We start from the raw sequence: 15110 nt of genomic DNA on the forward strand, positions 1-15110 counted from the left end.
GCTCACACGGACGATCCGTCGAAAGTCTGCCAACCTCGCGCCGTGGCGACCGGCGGCCCGCCACCTGGCGGATCACCCATCGTCTACAGCGACGAAGTCCCGACGACCGCCGCCGGCCGATTCGCGTCGCCGAACTGGGCGAGCGGATCGACGAGCTCGCCCTGCTCGGTCAGCACTCCCTGAGCCAGTCGGGTCGCACGGGGCGGAACCGGCGGCTCCAGGTCGGCCACAACGCGCAGACCGGACAGCACATCGTCGGGTCGCACGGTCGGGGTCACCTGCCGCACGACAAGGTCGAGTATCGCACACGGTGTGTCGGTGACCTCGGAAGGTAGGTCACCGGACGCAGAATCCGACAGAATTTCAAGATCAGACGCCTCGAGCCGGACCACCGCGGCGCGCGTGTCGAAGGTCCGGCGGCCCTGTTTTGTGAGGCGTTCCACGAGCACCTCGGGCGCGTCGAGGAAGGTCCGGACGGCGACGGCGATGTCGTGCCCGGCGATGCCCGGCAGCTCGATGCGCCAGCTCGACGCGTCGATCCGGTCGGCGAGGCTGCCCCCGCCGTTGAGTGGCGACTCGACCGCTTCCAGCACGTCGAGGCCGGGCGAGAGGGCCGCGTCGAGGGCCCGGCACAGCTCGGCCGGGTCGACGACGGCGCGCAGGCCGATCTCGAGGTACTCGGCCTCGCTCGCCACACCCGTGGGCGCGGCGGACGCGTAGGAGACCTTCGGATGCGGGGTGAAGCCCTGCGAGTACGCGATGGGCACGTTGGCCCGCAGGATCGCCCGCTCGAACGCGCGGGCGAAGTCACGGTGTGATGTGAAGCGCAGCGGGCCGCGCTTGGCGTAGCGCAGCCGGATCCGCTGCACCACCGGGTCCTGGTTGCCCTCCGGCTGCCGTTTAGGCATGCGGCGCTCCGGCCCCGCTGCCGCCGGGCACCCGCAGCCCGCCGACCGGGGTCAGGGGCAGGAGCTTGCGACCCGTGGGGCCGATCTGGATCTCGGTGTCCTGGCTGGGGCAGACGCCGCAGTCGAAGCACGGCGTCCAGCGGCAGTCGTCCTGCTCGTAGCCGGTCAGGGCGTCCTGCCAGTCCTGCCAGAGCCAGTCCTTGTCCAGGCCGGAGTCCAGGTGGTCCCAGGGCAGGACCTCGACCTGCTCGCGCACCCGGGTGGTGTACCAGGCCAGGTCCACGCCGAAGGCCGGCAGCACCGCGGCCGCGGCCTCCACCCAGCGCCGGTAGGAGAAGTGCTCGGACCAGCCGTCGAAGCGCCCGCCGTCCTCCCAGACCCGCCGGATGACCGCGCCGACCCGCCGGTCGCCCCGGCTGAGCAGGCCCTCGACCTGCGACGGCTCCCCGTCGTGATACCGGTAGCCGATCGCCTTGCCCACGGAGCGGTCGGAATTGATGGCGTCCCTGAGCGCCTTGAGCCGCCTGTCGATGACCTCCGGCTCCTCCATCGGCGCCCACTGGAACGGCGTGTGCGGCTTCGGCACGAACCCGCCGATCGACACCGTGCAGCGAATGTCCCGCGAGCCCGTGGCCGCCCGCCCGGCCTTGATGACCTCGTGGGCGAGCTTGGCGATCTGCAGGACGTCGTCGTCGGTCTCGGTGGGCAGACCGCACATGAAGTACAGCTTCACCTGCCGCCACCCGTTGGAGTAGGCGGTGACGACGGTCCGGATCAGGTCCTCTTCGGAGACCATCTTGTTGATGACCTGGCGGATGCGCTCCGAGCCGCCCTCCGGGGCGAACGTGAGGCCCGTGCGGCGGCCGTTGCGGGAGAGCTCCTGGGCGAGCGTCACGTTGAACGCGTCCACCCGCGTCGAGGGCAGCGACAGCGACACGTTCGTGCCCTCGTACTGCTGTGCGAGCCCCGAGCACATGTCGCCGATCTCGGAGTGGTCGGCGGAGGACAGCGAGAGCAGCCCGACCTCGTGGAAGCCGGAGAACTCCAGCCCCTCCTTGACCATCTGCCCCACGGTGGTGATGCTGCGCTCCCGCACCGGCCGCGTGATCATGCCGGCCTGGCAGAACCGGCACCCGCGCGTGCAGCCGCGGAAGATCTCCACCGCGTAGCGCTCGTGCACCGTCTCGGCCAGCGGCACGAGCGGACGTTTCGGATACGGCCACGCGTCGAGGTCCATCGTGGTGCGCTTGTGCACGCGGAAGGGCACGTCGGCGCGGTTGGGCACGACCCGCTGGATGCGCCCGTCGGGCAGGTAGTCGACGTCGTAGAAGCGGGGGACGTAGACGGACTCGGTGCGGGCCAGCCGCAGCAGCAGCTCGTCACGCCCGCCCGGCTCACCCTCGGCCTTCCACGCCCGCACGATGGCGGTGATCTCCAGGACCGCCTCCTCGCCGTCGCCGAGCACGGCGGCGTCGATGAAGTCGGCGATCGGCTCCGGGTTGAAGGCCGCGTGGCCGCCGGCGATCACGATCGGGTGCCGGTCATCCCGCGCGGACGCGTCGAGCGGGATGCCGGCCAGGTCGAGCATGGTGAGCAGGTTGGTGTAGCCCAGCTCGGTGGAGAAGGAGACGCCGAACAGGTCGAACGCGGTCACCGGGCGGTGCGCGTCCACCGTGAACTGCGGTACACCCTCCTCGCGCATGAGTTTCTCGAGGTCCGGCCAGACCGCATAGGTGCGTTCGGCCAGCACGTCGGGCTGCTCGTTGAGCACCTCGTAGAGGATCTGCACGCCCTGGTTGGGCAGGCCGACCTCGTAGGCATCGGGATAGGACAGCGCCCAGCGCACGGTGACGGCGTCCCAGTCCTTGACGACTGCGCCCAGCTCACCGCCGACGTATTGGATCGGCTTGCTGATCCGGGGCAGCAGTCGCTCGAGTTGGGGGAAGATGCTCGTCACACTGGCCACGGAGTACCAGAGTACCCACCGACCTGCGTCATCCAGGAACCTGCACCTCACGCTCGCGCCGATGGGGTGCCCGGCCGCGCGGCTGGAGCGGCGCCGGGGTGCTCGGGTGCGGCTCGGGAATCGGCCGGGTGACCGGCGCGCCGGCCCTCACCGTGACCTCTTCGCCGTGGTGGCGCAGCCGGACCTCGCCCTGGTCGACCGCGTAGGTGGCGTGGCCGTGCTCCACCGTGACGCGCAGGACGTCGCCGTGGATGGTCAGGGCGAACCTGAGCCGGTTCATCCGCGCGGGCAGCCGGGGCAGGAACGACAGCTCGCCGCCGTAGTCGCGCATGCCGCCGAACCCGGCCACGATCGCCAGCCAGGTGCCGGCCAGCGAGGCCATGTGCAGGCCGTCCCCGGCGTTGTGCTGCAGGTCGTACAGGTCGACGAAGGCCGCCTCGCCGAGGTAGTCGTACGCGAGCTCGGTGTGGCCCACCTCGGCCGCCATGACCGCCTGGGTGCACGCCGACAGCGAGGAGTCACGGACCGTGCGCTCGTCGTAGTAGTGGAAGTTGCGGGCCTTCTCCTCCGGCGTGAACGCGTCGCCGCGCCAGTGCATCGCCAGCACGAGGTCGGCCTGCTTGACCACCTGGCGGCGGTACAGGTCGAAGTAGGGGTAGTGCAGCAGCAGCGGGTAGTTCTCCTTCGGCGTGTTCGCGAAGTCCCACTCCTGGTGCAGGGTGAAGTTGGCCGACTGCTGGTGGACGCCCAGCTCATGGTCGTAGGGCAGGTGCACCCGCGCGGCCGCGTCGCGCCAGGACGAGATCTCCTCGTCGTCGACCCCGAGCTCGCGGGCCCGGTCCGGGTGCCGCTCCGCGACGTCGGCCGCCGAGCGCAGGTTCAGCTGCGCCATCAGGTTGGTGTAGACGTTGTCGTCGGCGATCGCCGAGTACTCGTCCGGGCCTGTCACGCCGTCGATGTGGAACACGCCGTGCCGGTCGTGATGCCCGAGCGAGCGCCACAGCCGCGCGGTCTCGACGAGCAGCTCCAGGCCGTGGTCGATCTCGAACTGCACGTCACCGGTGGCCTGGACGTAACGGACCACGGCCGCGGCGATGTCGGCGTTCACGTGGAACCCGGCCGTCCCGGCCGGCCAGTACGCCGAGCACTCCTGCCCGCGGATCGTCCGCCACGGGAACGTCGCGCCCTTGAGGCCGAGCTGCCGCGCCCGGTCGCGGGCCAGGTCCAGCGTGTCGTGCCGCCAGCGCAGCCCGTCCCGGGCCACCTGCGGGTGCGTGTACGTCAGCACCGGCAGCACGAAGCTCTCGGTGTCCCAGAAGACGTGCCCGTCGTACCCGCGGCCGGTGAGCCCCTTGGCGGCGATCGGCCGGGCCTCGGCCCGCGCGCCCGCCTGCATCAGGTGGAACAGTGCGAACCGGACCGCCTGCTGGATCTCGGCGTCGCCCTCGACCTCCACGTCGGCCTGGGCCCAGAACTGGTCCAGGTAGGTCCGCTGGGCCTTGACGAGCCCGTCCCAGCCGCCGAGCTTGGCCCCGGCGACAGCGCCGTGGACCTGGTCGCGGATGGCCTGCCGGGACCGCTGGCTGGACCAGCCGTAGGCGAGGTACTTCACGATCCGCAGCCGCTGCCCGGGCTGCAGCTCACAGGCGAACGTGGTGCGGGCCCAGTCCTCGGTCGACTCGGTGTGCGAGCGGACCGGCACCGGGGCCTCGACCTCGTGGTCCATCTCGGCCCCGAGCCGCAGCGCGCTGGCGTTGGTGCGGTGCAGCAGCTGGGCGTTGAGGTCGTGGGCGTAGTGCCCCTCGGCCGTGAGCGCGTGCCCGAGCGCGGCCGCGACCCGCGGGTCCTTGCTCGGCGTCGGCACGTCCTCGTTGGCGACGAGCTCCGACTGCACGATGACCCGGGCCGGCTGGTCGACCGGCTCCACCTCGTAGAGGAACGCCGCCACGGACCGCTGCTCCAGCGACACCAGCCGGACGGTGCGCACCTTGATCCGCTGCCCGGCCGGCGAGGACCACTCCACGTCCCGCAGCAGCGTCCCGGCCCGCAGGTCGAGCACCCGCTCGTGGGCGTGCAGCCTGCCGTATCGCACGTCGAACGGCTCGTCGTCGACGAGCAGCCGGAACACCTTGCCGTTCGTCACGTTGAGGATCGTCTGGCCCTCCTCCGGGAAGCCGTAGCCGGCCTCCGCGTAGGGCAGCGGGCGCTCCTCGAAGAAGGAGTTCAGGTAGGTGCCGGGCAGCCCGAACGGCTCCCCTTCGTCGAGGTTGCCCCGCAGGCCGATGTGCCCGTTGGACAGCGAGAACAGCGACTCGGTCTGGCCGAGCGTGTCGATGTCGAGGCTCGTCTCGCGCACCGCCCACGGCTCGACGGGAAAGACGCTCACAGCAGCTCCCCCAGGTCGGCCACGACAGTGTCGGCGCCGTCGCGGGCGAGATCCGCGGCGTGCTTGCCGCCGACCCGGTCGACGCCGACGACGTAGAACCCGCCGGCCCGCCCCGCGGCGACCCCGGCCAGCGCATCCTCGAACACGGCCGCGTTCGCCGGCTCGACGCCGAGCTCGCGGGCGGCCTCCAGGAACGTGTCCGGGGCCGGCTTGCCCTTGAGCCCGCGCTCACGGATGGTCACCCCGTCGACCCGGGTCTCCAGATACCTGTCGATCCCGGTCGACGTGACCACCTGCAGCGTGTTGGCGCTCGAGCTGACCACCGCCGTGCGCAGCCCCGCCTCCCGCGCCCGCTGCAGATAGGTGACCGACGTCGGATACGGCTCCAGCCCGCCCTCGGCGAGCAGCTCCAGCACCCTGGCGTTCTTCCGGTTGCCGAGCCCCCAGATCGTCTCGGCCTCGGGCGGGTCGTCGGGAGTACCCTCCGGCAGCGAAATGCCCCGGGACGCGAGGAAGTCGCGGACCCCCGCCTCGCGCGGCTTGCCGTCGACGTAGTCGTTGTAGTCGTGGACCGGGTCGAACTCCGGCTGGCCCTTGGCCTTGAGGAACTCGTCGAACATCGCGGTCCAGGCCTTGTTGTGGATGACCGCTGTGGGCGTCAACACTCCGTCGAGGTCGAACAGGCACGCGGTCACGTGATCAGGTAGACCCAGCACCCCTGCGACGTTACGGCGGATGTGCGAACTCTGCGCGGCGTGCACGGGGTCATTAGCCTTCAAGTTGTGACACAACCGCCGGACGAGTCGCCGACCCAGCGGCAGCCGGCCTCCCCCACGTGGGTCGGCTCCGCCAAGGTGCCGCCGGGCGGGTCCCGCCGGCGCCGTAACTGGGAGGACACGCTCGACGTCCCTGCCGAACAACCGCAGCCCGAGACCCGGGAGATGCCGCGCACCCGCGAACTGCCGGCCGTCCCCGAGGCGCCACCGCCTCCGCGACGGGAGAAGCGGGAGAAGCCGCCCAAGATCCAGTACGTCCCTGTGGTCCCACCGGGATATGGCCCCCTGCCACCCGGGTACCGCCCGGGTCCCTTCCCGCCGCCGCAGTACCGCCGCCGGCGCCGCAAGTGGCCGTGGGTGTTCCTGGTCCTGCTGGTGCTCTGCGCGGGCTGCTGCGGCGGCTCCTACGCGTGGGCCAGGCCGTGGTGGGTGCAGTACCCGGCGTCGGTGAACACCGACGCCGGCGTCACCGGCCTGACCAAGCTCAACGACACGGCCACCACGAAGACCGCCGAGCAGCTGCAGACCGCGCTCACGTCGGACCACCTGGACGAGGCCGGCTTCACCGCGGCCTACCAGGACCCGGCCGACGGGCGCGCGAAGATCGTCGTGTTCGGCGCCACCAGGTTCATCACCGACCCGGCCCGCGACCTGGACGCCAGCCTTCGCAAGCTCGGCGCCAAGATCCCGATCAGCAACGTCCGCGAGGTGGACCCGGGCGTCTTCGGCGGCGAGAAGCGCTGCGCCGCGTCGCGCTTCGACGGCCGCTCGGCAACCGTCTGCGGCTGGGCCGACCACGGCGTGATCGCCATCGCCGTCTTCGTCGGCAAGTCCACCGACGCCGCCTCCGACGCGATGCAGAACATCCGGGCCGCGATCGTCAACCGCGACTGACGGACAGCAGGACGGGGAGACCGGATGCTGGGAACACCCGATCTCCCCGTCCCTGTTGGTGGAGGAAAGTCTCGCTACGGCAGTGTGGCCAGGTGCGGCTTGACCGTCTTGGCGAAGCCGTTGCCGTTCTTCACGTCCCAGTTGATCGACCAGGTCATCGCGCCGCGGATGCCCGGGTAGGTGTGCGGAGGCTTGAAAGTTCCGCAGTTCGCCGCCGCCGCCAGGCAGTCGAGCGCCTGGTTGACCACCGACGGTGACACCACGCCGCCGCCCGCCGCGCCGGTGCCGGCCGGGAGGCCGAGGGCCACCTGGTCGGGGCGCAGGCCGTTCTCCAGCTGGATGCAGGCCAGCGCGGTGATGAAGTTGACGGTGCCCTGCGAATACGCCTGCATCTGGTCGCAGCCGAGCATGCTGCCCGAGTTGTAGTACTGCGTGTGCACGACGGTCAGGATGTCCTTGATGGACAGGGCCAGGGCGAAGTAGCCGCTGCCCGTCGACTGCATGTCGATCGTCTGCGGCGCCATCGTGATGATGAGGTTCGCGCCGGCCTTGGCCCGCAGTGCGCGCAGGGCCTGCGCCATGTACGTCGGGTTGAGGCCGTTCTCGAGATCGATGTCGATGCCGTCGAAGCCGTAGGACTGCATCAGCGAGTAGGCCGTGTTGGCGAAGTTCGTGGCCGACGTCGAGTCACCGACGCTCACCCGGCCGGTCTCGCCGCCGACCGAGAGGATGACCTTCTTGCCCCGCGAGTGCATCGTGGCGATGTCGGCCTTGAGATCGGCGTCGGAGTATCCGCCGAGCGCGCCGGACAGGCCGGAGTCGGCGGCGAACGTCAGCGAGCCGGGCTGGGCCCCGGCCTCCGCGAACGCCACCGCGATCAGGTCGTACTCGCTCGGCGTGTCGCGCAGCCGCAGCGGCGTGGCCGGATTGACGAAGTTCTGCCAGTAGCCGGTCAGGAAGTGCTTCGGCAGCGGGCCCGTGTTCGGCGTCGAGGGAGAGCTCGACGGCGAGCCCGAGGGGGACGACGACGGCGACGGGGAGGACGACGGCGATTTGGAGACCGAGGGCGAGGCCGAAGGGGTCGTCGGGCCGACGGTGGTCGGCAGGCCGCCCGGGCCGTTGAGCGAGAAGTCGTCGGCGGTGTACGCGGGCTGCCCGTACCAGCCGTGCACGAACACGGTCGCCGTGCTCTGCCCGGCGGCGGTGGTGAACGGCACCGAGAGCTGCGAGTACCCGCCGTTGGTGCCGGGCGTCCACGTGCTGGCGTCGACGCCGCCGGTCACGCCGATGAAGACGTAGGAGCCATTGACCCAGCCCGAGAGGGTGTACTTCGTGTTGGGCTGGACCGACACCACCTGGCTGCACTGGGCCGTGGTCCCGCCGGGCGTGCCGGCGAGCTTGTAGCTGCCGGAGTGGGCGGCTCCGGAGGTGACCGACGCGGACTCGCATGTCCAGTTGGACGCGGCGCCCGTCTCGAATCCGGGGTTGGCGATCAGCTCGGCGGCCGAGGCGGGCAGCGCGATCAGGACCCCGGCCAGGGTCATGACCGCCGCGCCGGCCCCGGCGAGCAGGGTGACGTGACGTCTACGCATGGACGCTCCAAAGGGGGGTGACGTCGATGGGCGTCGACGTGTCTCCTCACGGTCCACGCACCGGAAATTAATGTCAAGGTTTCTTTACTATTTACTAAGGCTCCGCGGGCGGCCGCCTTTTCACAAGCGCTATCCTCTGTGGTACAGGCGTCGACCCGGCCATCACCGGCGAGCCTCCGGAAGAACGGCCACCCCGGTGGCTCACTAGACCCGGACGGGCACCGGCCCGTTACAGCCGGCCAACGAGCGGCCGCCGAGCGCACGATCACGGCGGCAAGCGGGGTGGTACCGCGGACCGAAGGTTCGTCCCCGCGTGGAAGTGCAGACAACCACGCGAGAGAGAGCGACCACCGATGGCCTACCCGATGCACCGCACGGGCACCGGCGTACCCGCGAGCCCGAACCTCCCCGAAGTCGAGCGCGAAGTCCTGGACTACTGGTCCGGCGACGCGACCTTCCAGGCGTCGGTGGACAACCGCCCGGCCGGCGCGAACGGCGAGAACGAGTTCGTGTTCTACGACGGCCCGCCGTTCGCCAACGGCCTGCCCCACTACGGCCACCTGCTGACCGGCTACGCGAAGGACGTCGTCCCGCGGTACAAGACCATGCAGGGCTTCCGGGTCGAGCGCCGCTTCGGCTGGGACTGCCACGGCATGCCGGCCGAGGTCGAGGCCGAGAAGCAGCTCGGCATCACCACGAAGGCCGAGATCCTCCAGCTCGGCGTCGACAAGTTCAACGCGGCCACCAAGGAGTCGGTGCTGCGGTACACGGCCGAGTGGGAGCGGTACGTCACCCGCCAGGCCCGCTGGGTCGACTTCACCAACGACTACAAGACGCTCGACCTGGACTACATGGAAAGCGTCATGTGGGCCTTCAAGACCCTGCACGACAAGGGTCTGGTCTACGAGGGCTTCCGGGTGCTGGCCTACTGCTGGCGCTGCGAGACGCCGCTGTCCAACACCGAGCTGCGCATGGACGACGACGTGTACCGCGACCGGCAGGACCCGGCGCTGACCGTCGCGTTCCGGCTGGAGACCGGGGAGAAGATCCTGGTCTGGACGACGACCCCGTGGACCCTGCCGTCCAACCTGGCCATCGCGGTCGGGCCGGACATCGAATACGCCCTCTTCGAGGAGGACGGCCAGCGCTTCATCCTCGCCGAGTCCCGCGTCGCCGCCTACGAGAAGGAGCTGGCCGGGGCCACCAGAGTCGGCTCGATCCAGGGTTCGGAGCTTGTCGGCCGGCGGTACTCCCCCCTCTTCGACTACCTCGCGGACACCCCGAACGCCTTCCAGGTGATCGGGGCCGACTTCGTGACCACCGAGGACGGCACCGGCGTCGTGCACATGGCGCCCGCGTTCGGCGAGGACGACCAGAACGCGTGCGCGTCGGTCGGCATCCCCACCGTCGTCACCGTCGACGAGCACACCCGGTTCACCTCACTGGTCCCCGACTACCAGGGCCTGCAGGTGTTCGAGGCCAACAAGCCGGTGATCCGCGACCTCAAGGCGGCCGGCGTCGTCGTGCGCCACGACAGCTACACGCACTCGTATCCGCACTGCTGGCGCTGCGACACGCCGCTGGTGTACAAGGCCGTGTCCTCCTGGTTCGTCCAGGTGACCGCCTTCCGCGACCGGATGGTCGAGCTCAACCAGCAGATCACGTGGACGCCCGAGCACATCAAGGACGGCTCGTTCGGCAAGTGGCTCGGCAACGCCCGTGACTGGTCGATCAGCCGGAACCGGTTCTGGGGCTCGCCGATCCCGGTGTGGAAGTCCGACGATCCGCAGTACCCCCGGATCGATGTCTATGGCTCGCTGGACGAGCTGGAGCGCGACTTCGGCGTGCGCCCGGGCGATCTGCACCGGCCGGAGATCGACAATCTGACCCGGCCCAACCCGGACGACCCGACCGGGCAGTCGGTCATGCGGCGCGTGCCCGAGGTGCTCGACTGCTGGTTCGAGTCCGGATCGATGCCGTTCGCGCAGGTGCACTACCCGTTCGAGAACGCCGACTGGTTCGACAACCACTACCCCGGCGACTTCATCGTGGAGTACATCGGCCAGACCCGCGGCTGGTTCTACACCATGCACGTGCTGGCCACGGCGCTGTTCGACAGGCCGGCGTTCAACAACTGCGTGTCCCACGGCATCCTGCTCGGCGAGGACGGGCGCAAGATGTCGAAGAGCCTGCGCAACTACCCGGACGTCTACCGGATCTTCGACGAGTACGGCTCGGACGCCATGCGCTGGTTCCTGGTCGCCTCGCCGGTGCTGCGCGGCGGTGACATGCCGGTCACGGAGCCGGCCATCCGCGACGCGGTCCGCCAGGTGCTGCTGCCGCTGTGGAACGTGTACTACTTCTTCACGCTCTATGCGAACGCGGAGGGGTACACGGCCCGCCGCCGGACCGACAGCACCGACCTGCTGGACCGATACGTGCTGGCCAAGACCGGTGAGCTGGTCTCGACGGTCCAGCGGCAGCTCGACGCCTACGACATTTCGGGCGCCTGCGGTACCGTCCGCGCCTACCTCGACGCCCTGACGAACTGGTATGTCCGGCGCTCCCGCGACCGCTTCTGGTCCGGCGACCACGACGCGTTCGACACCCTGTTCACCGTGCTCACGACGCTCGCGCAGGTCGTCGCGCCGCTGGCCCCGCTCACCGCCGAGGAGATCTTCCGCGGCCTGACCGGCGAGCGGTCGGTGCACCTGACCGACTGGCCCGCCGCCGCGGAGTTTCCGGCCGACCACCGGCTCGTGGCCGACATGGACGCCGTGCGCGACGTGTGCTCGGCCGCGCTGTCCCTGCGCAAGGCCCGCGGGCTGCGCGTGCGGCTGCCGCTGTCGGCGCTCACCGTCGCCACGCCGGCCGCGGAGGCGCTGCGCCCGTTCGCCGCGCTCGTCGCCGACGAGGTGAACGTCAAGACGGTCGAGTTCACCGGCGACGTGGCCGCGCACTGCACCCCGGTGCTGACACTTGTCCCGCGGGTCCTCGGCCCGCGCCTCGGCGGCCAGGTCCAGCAGGTCATCAAGGCGGTGAAGGCCGGCGACTGGAGCCAGGCCGACGGTGTCGTCACGGCCGGTGGGGTGCCGCTGCAGGAGGGCGAGTTCGACCTCAAGCTCGTCGCGGCCGACCCGACCCAGTCGGCACCGCTGCCGGGCGGCGAGGGCGTGGTCGTCCTCGACAGCACGGTGACCCCGGAGCTGGCCGCCGAGGGCGTGGCCCGCGACCTGGTCCGGGTCGTCCAGCAGGCCCGCCGCGACGCCGACCTGAACGTCTCGGACCGCATCGTGGTCGTCGTCGACGGCCCGCCGTCGGTGGCCTCGGCGCTCGCCGTGCACGGTGACTTCGTCGCCGGTGAGACCCTGGCCAACTCGGTCGAGCTCGGCACCCTCATCGACGGCTTCTCGGGCGAGGTCGGCGACGGCGAGCCGGTGAAGGTCACCGTCACGCCCGTCTAGACCCTGCGGTCCCGCTCTCCAGTGGGCAGGACCACGACCATCGTGAGGACCGCCTCCACCGGCCCGGGATTGCCGTATCGGTGGGGGCGGTCGGCGAAGAAGTCGATCGTCTCGCCGGTGCGGACCCGGTAGTCGGCCCCGTCGATCACCATGGTCAGGGAGCCCTCCCGGACGTGGATGATCTCCCGGGTGCGGGGCGCGTGGTCGCCGGAGTCGTGCTCCTCCCCCGGGGCCATCCGCCACTCCCAGACCTCGACGAACGCGGGGTCGTTCACGCCGCGCAGCAGCCGCCCGGCCCCGCCGCCCGGCCCGCGCCACAGCACCGCCGGCTCGTCCGCCCCGACGATCTTCACCACCGGCTCGGGCTCGCCCTCGATGAGCCGCCCCACGCTCACGCCGAACGACTCGGCCACCCGGCACAGCGTCCCGATGCTCGGGTTGGTGCGGGCGCCCTCGATCTGCACGAGCATGCCCTTGCTCACACCGGAGCGGCTGGCCAGCTCGTCCAGGGACCACTTCCGCCCCTGGCGCAGGCTTTTCACCTGACGCGCGATGGCGGCCTGGGCGTCGCGCTCGGTCAACATATTTTCCCCTGCGGTCACTATTGTGGTACGACTATCGCATGTTCGCCGTCGCCGAAGAAGTGCTCGACCTGTGCCGCTCCGTGGGCCACGAGGCTACCGTGTTCGCGGTGCTCGCCGACGGGCTGCGCAACGGCCCCGGCGACCCGGCGCTGCTCCACGAGGCCGTCGCCGCCGCGGGTGACCTGAGCGCCCCGCACGCCCACCTGGAGGCGTGGCGCGACGTCTACCGCGCGTTCGGCGCCAAGCCCCAGCGCACCCCGAGCTCGGCCGAGGCCCTGCGCAAACGGGCGGCGAAGGGCGACATCCCGTCGGTGAACCGAATCGTCGACGCCTACAACGCGGTGAGCATCCGCTTCGCCGTCCCCATCGGCGGCGAGGACCGCGCGGCACTCGTCGGCACCGAGCGCCTGGTCCGGGCGGCGGGCGACGAGCCGTTCGACACCGTCAAGGACGGCGCCCCGGTCACGGAGACCCCCGAGCCGGGCGAGGTCGTCTGGCGCGACGACGTGGCCGTAACCTGCCGCCGCTGGAACTGGCGCCAGGGCCGCCGGACCGCCCTGACCGAGGCGACGACGTCGGCCGTGTTCCTGCTGGAGGGCCTCGACATCGACCTCCAGCCGGCGACCGACCTCCTGGTCACGCTGCTCGACGCCGACGCCGTGACGATCGAGCGGCTCGCATGATCGGCATCGTCCTCGCCGCGCTCTCCGGCCTGATCTGGGGCATCGGCGACTTCTCCGGCGGCAAGGCCAGCCAGCAGGCCGACTCCCTGCTGGTCGTGGTCCTCTCCAAGGCGGCCAGCCTCCCACTGCTGGCGATCTACCTGCTGTTCATCCCCGGCGCCCCCTCCACCCACACGCTGGTCTGGGGCGCCGTGGCCGGCTTCCTCGGCATGATCGGCATGATCGTCTTCTACCGCGCCCTGGCCGGCGGCGCGATGGCGATCGTCGCCCCCATCAGCGCCGTCACCACCGCCCTGATCCCGGTCGGCTTCGGCCTGGCCGACGGCGAGCGCCCCGGCGCCCTGGCCCTGACCGGCGCCGCCTTCGCGATAGCGGCGATCGGCCTGGTCAGCGCGGCCGGCGGCACCGGCCGCCGGGTGACCGGCCGGCTGATCGCCCTGGCCCTGCTCTCCGGCGTCGGGTTCGGGCTCTTCTTCACCGCCCTGGGCCGCGCGGGCTCAGGCCCCGACGCGGGCCTCTGGCCGATCGCCGCCGCCCAGCTCACCGCCGTCGTGTTCGGCGCACCACTGCTGCTGCGACGCCTGCGCAAGGGCGCCCCCCGGCCCACCGCCAGCCAGGCCACACAGACCCAGCCGATGGACACGCTGCCGGCCGGCCGCGGCAGTCAGGCGACACAGGCCCCGTCGGTGGAGACGCGATCGGCCGCTCGCGGGTCGGGCCACGCCTGGCTCCTGGCCGCGGGCGTGCTCGACATGTCCGCGAACGCTCTCTACATCCTGGCCGTGGCCCGCGGGGACCTCAGCATCATCGCGCCCATCGCCTCCCTGTATCCGGTCTCCACCGTCCTGCTGGCCATGCTCGTCGACCGCGAACGCCTCCGCCCGATCCAGCTCGCCGGTCTCGGCCTGGCCGCCACAGCGCTCGTCCTCGTCGCCTCCTGACCCCGCGGCGGGTGGTGTTGCCCACCTTGTGGGCTGCCCCGCTGTCCCGGCCGTGAGGTGCCGTTAGAGTGTGCGGCAGCGTTGAGTCGAGCCTGGTGGAGGGCATTTGTCCGCGCTCTATGCGGTCGGCAAGATGACGATCGCACCAACGGTCCGACTCCTCTGGCACCCGAGGATCATCGGTCTGGACAACGTCCCGAAGACCGGACCCGCGATCCTGGCCAGCAACCACCAGTCGGTGCTCGACTCGGTGATGATGGGCGCGATCTCGCCCCGCAACGTGTACTTCCTCGCCAAGGACCAGTACTTCCGCGGACCGGGACTGCGCGGCCTGGCGCTGCGCAACATCATGTACGGGCTGAACCAGATCCCCGTCGACCGCTCCGGCGGCCGGGCCAGCCTCCTCGCCCTCGACGCCGCCCTGCCGATCCTGCGGGCCGGGCACGTGCTCGGGATCTTCCCCGAGGGGACCCGCTCGACCGACGGCCGGCTCTACCGCGGCCGGCCCGGCGTCGCCAAGCTCGCCCTCGACGCGCCGGCCCCGATCATCCCGGTCGGCCTGATGGGGTTCGACCAGGTCATGCCGGTCGGCCGGTCGCTGCCGAAGCTGGGGCCCAAGGTCGAGGTGCGCATCGGCGAGCCGCTCGACCTGAGCCAGTGGCAGGGCGGCGGGGAAGTCGACAGCCGCGCACTGCGCGAGGTCACGCTGAAGTTGATGAACGCGATTCAGCAGCTCACCGGCCAGGAATACGTCGGTCGATACGCACCGAAGCGCCCCGATCAGATCGCCGAGCCCGAGGCGTAATCTCAACCTCTCAAGAAAAGACGCTCACCAGGTCGGCCTGAAACTCACCGAGTGTCACCGCGCGCGCCTCGCCCGGGTGCCGGACACTTCCGTTTCAGGAATGATCAGGCA

At 70.8% G+C, this 15110-nt stretch carries 11 protein-coding genes; 5 read left to right on the forward strand and 6 right to left on the reverse strand.

The window, feature by feature from the left end; genetic code table 11:
• Positions 1-83: 83 nt before the first annotated feature.
• The 4 genes from Dvina_RS47740 to Dvina_RS47755 all read right to left on the reverse strand — a co-directional run bounded on the left by Dvina_RS47740 (position 84) and on the right by Dvina_RS47755 (position 5976).
• Positions 84-830, reverse strand: a complete 747-nt coding sequence (locus Dvina_RS47740; protein ID WP_246656681.1) for a TIGR03936 family radical SAM-associated protein — start codon at positions 828-830, stop codon at positions 84-86.
• A 70-nt stretch (positions 831-900) separates the two neighbouring features.
• Positions 901-2874: a TIGR03960 family B12-binding radical SAM protein gene (locus tag Dvina_RS47745; RefSeq protein WP_223098417.1), complete on the reverse strand. Its 1974-nt coding sequence runs from the start codon at positions 2872-2874 to the stop codon at positions 901-903.
• A gap of 28 nt (positions 2875-2902) precedes the next feature.
• Positions 2903-5260 (reverse strand): glycoside hydrolase family 65 protein, encoded by a 2358-nt coding sequence (locus tag Dvina_RS47750; RefSeq protein ID WP_223098420.1) that lies wholly within the window; start codon positions 5258-5260, stop codon positions 2903-2905.
• A complete protein-coding gene (locus Dvina_RS47755; protein WP_223098422.1) occupies positions 5257-5976 on the reverse strand; it encodes a beta-phosphoglucomutase family hydrolase in 720 nt (239 codons plus the stop codon). The genes Dvina_RS47750 and Dvina_RS47755 overlap by 4 nt, the downstream gene beginning before the upstream one ends.
• A 66-nt stretch (positions 5977-6042) precedes the next feature.
• Here Dvina_RS47755 and Dvina_RS47760 point away from each other — a divergent pair, with 66 nt between their 5' ends.
• On the forward strand, positions 6043-6930 hold the full coding sequence (locus tag Dvina_RS47760; RefSeq protein WP_223098424.1) for a hypothetical protein: 888 nt from the start codon (positions 6043-6045) through the stop codon (positions 6928-6930).
• 74 nt (positions 6931-7004) lie between these two features.
• Here Dvina_RS47760 and Dvina_RS47765 read toward each other — a convergent pair whose 3' ends face one another.
• Positions 7005-8522 carry a chitinase gene (locus Dvina_RS47765; RefSeq protein WP_246655788.1) on the reverse strand — a complete coding sequence of 506 codons (1518 nt, stop codon included), beginning with the start codon at positions 8520-8522 and terminating at the stop codon, positions 7005-7007.
• A gap of 353 nt (positions 8523-8875) precedes the next feature.
• Here Dvina_RS47765 and ileS point away from each other — a divergent pair, with 353 nt between their 5' ends.
• Entirely contained in the window at positions 8876-11986 is a 3111-nt protein-coding gene (gene ileS / locus Dvina_RS47770) for an isoleucine--tRNA ligase (RefSeq protein WP_223098426.1), read from the forward strand.
• On the opposite strand, the gene Dvina_RS47775 is transcribed toward ileS, so the two are convergent.
• Entirely contained in the window at positions 11983-12570 is a 588-nt protein-coding gene (locus Dvina_RS47775) for a helix-turn-helix domain-containing protein (protein ID WP_223098428.1), read from the reverse strand. The genes ileS and Dvina_RS47775 overlap by 4 nt on opposite strands.
• A gap of 38 nt (positions 12571-12608) precedes the next feature.
• Between Dvina_RS47775 and Dvina_RS47780 the strand changes: the two genes are divergently transcribed.
• From Dvina_RS47780 to Dvina_RS47790, 3 genes are all read left to right on the forward strand, one after another.
• Positions 12609-13253: a B3/B4 domain-containing protein gene (locus Dvina_RS47780; protein ID WP_223098430.1), complete on the forward strand. Its 645-nt coding sequence runs from the start codon at positions 12609-12611 to the stop codon at positions 13251-13253.
• Positions 13250-14194 (forward strand): EamA family transporter, encoded by a 945-nt coding sequence (locus Dvina_RS47785; RefSeq protein ID WP_223098431.1) that lies wholly within the window; start codon positions 13250-13252, stop codon positions 14192-14194. The genes Dvina_RS47780 and Dvina_RS47785 overlap by 4 nt, the downstream gene beginning before the upstream one ends.
• Before the next feature lie 133 nt (positions 14195-14327).
• Positions 14328-14999 (forward strand): lysophospholipid acyltransferase family protein, encoded by a 672-nt coding sequence (locus Dvina_RS47790; protein WP_379993193.1) that lies wholly within the window; start codon positions 14328-14330, stop codon positions 14997-14999.
• Positions 15000-15110 lie beyond the last annotated feature (111 nt).

The sequence above is a fragment of the Dactylosporangium vinaceum genome (genome assembly GCF_019904175.1).
Lineage (GTDB): Bacteria > Actinomycetota > Actinomycetes > Mycobacteriales > Micromonosporaceae > Dactylosporangium > Dactylosporangium vinaceum.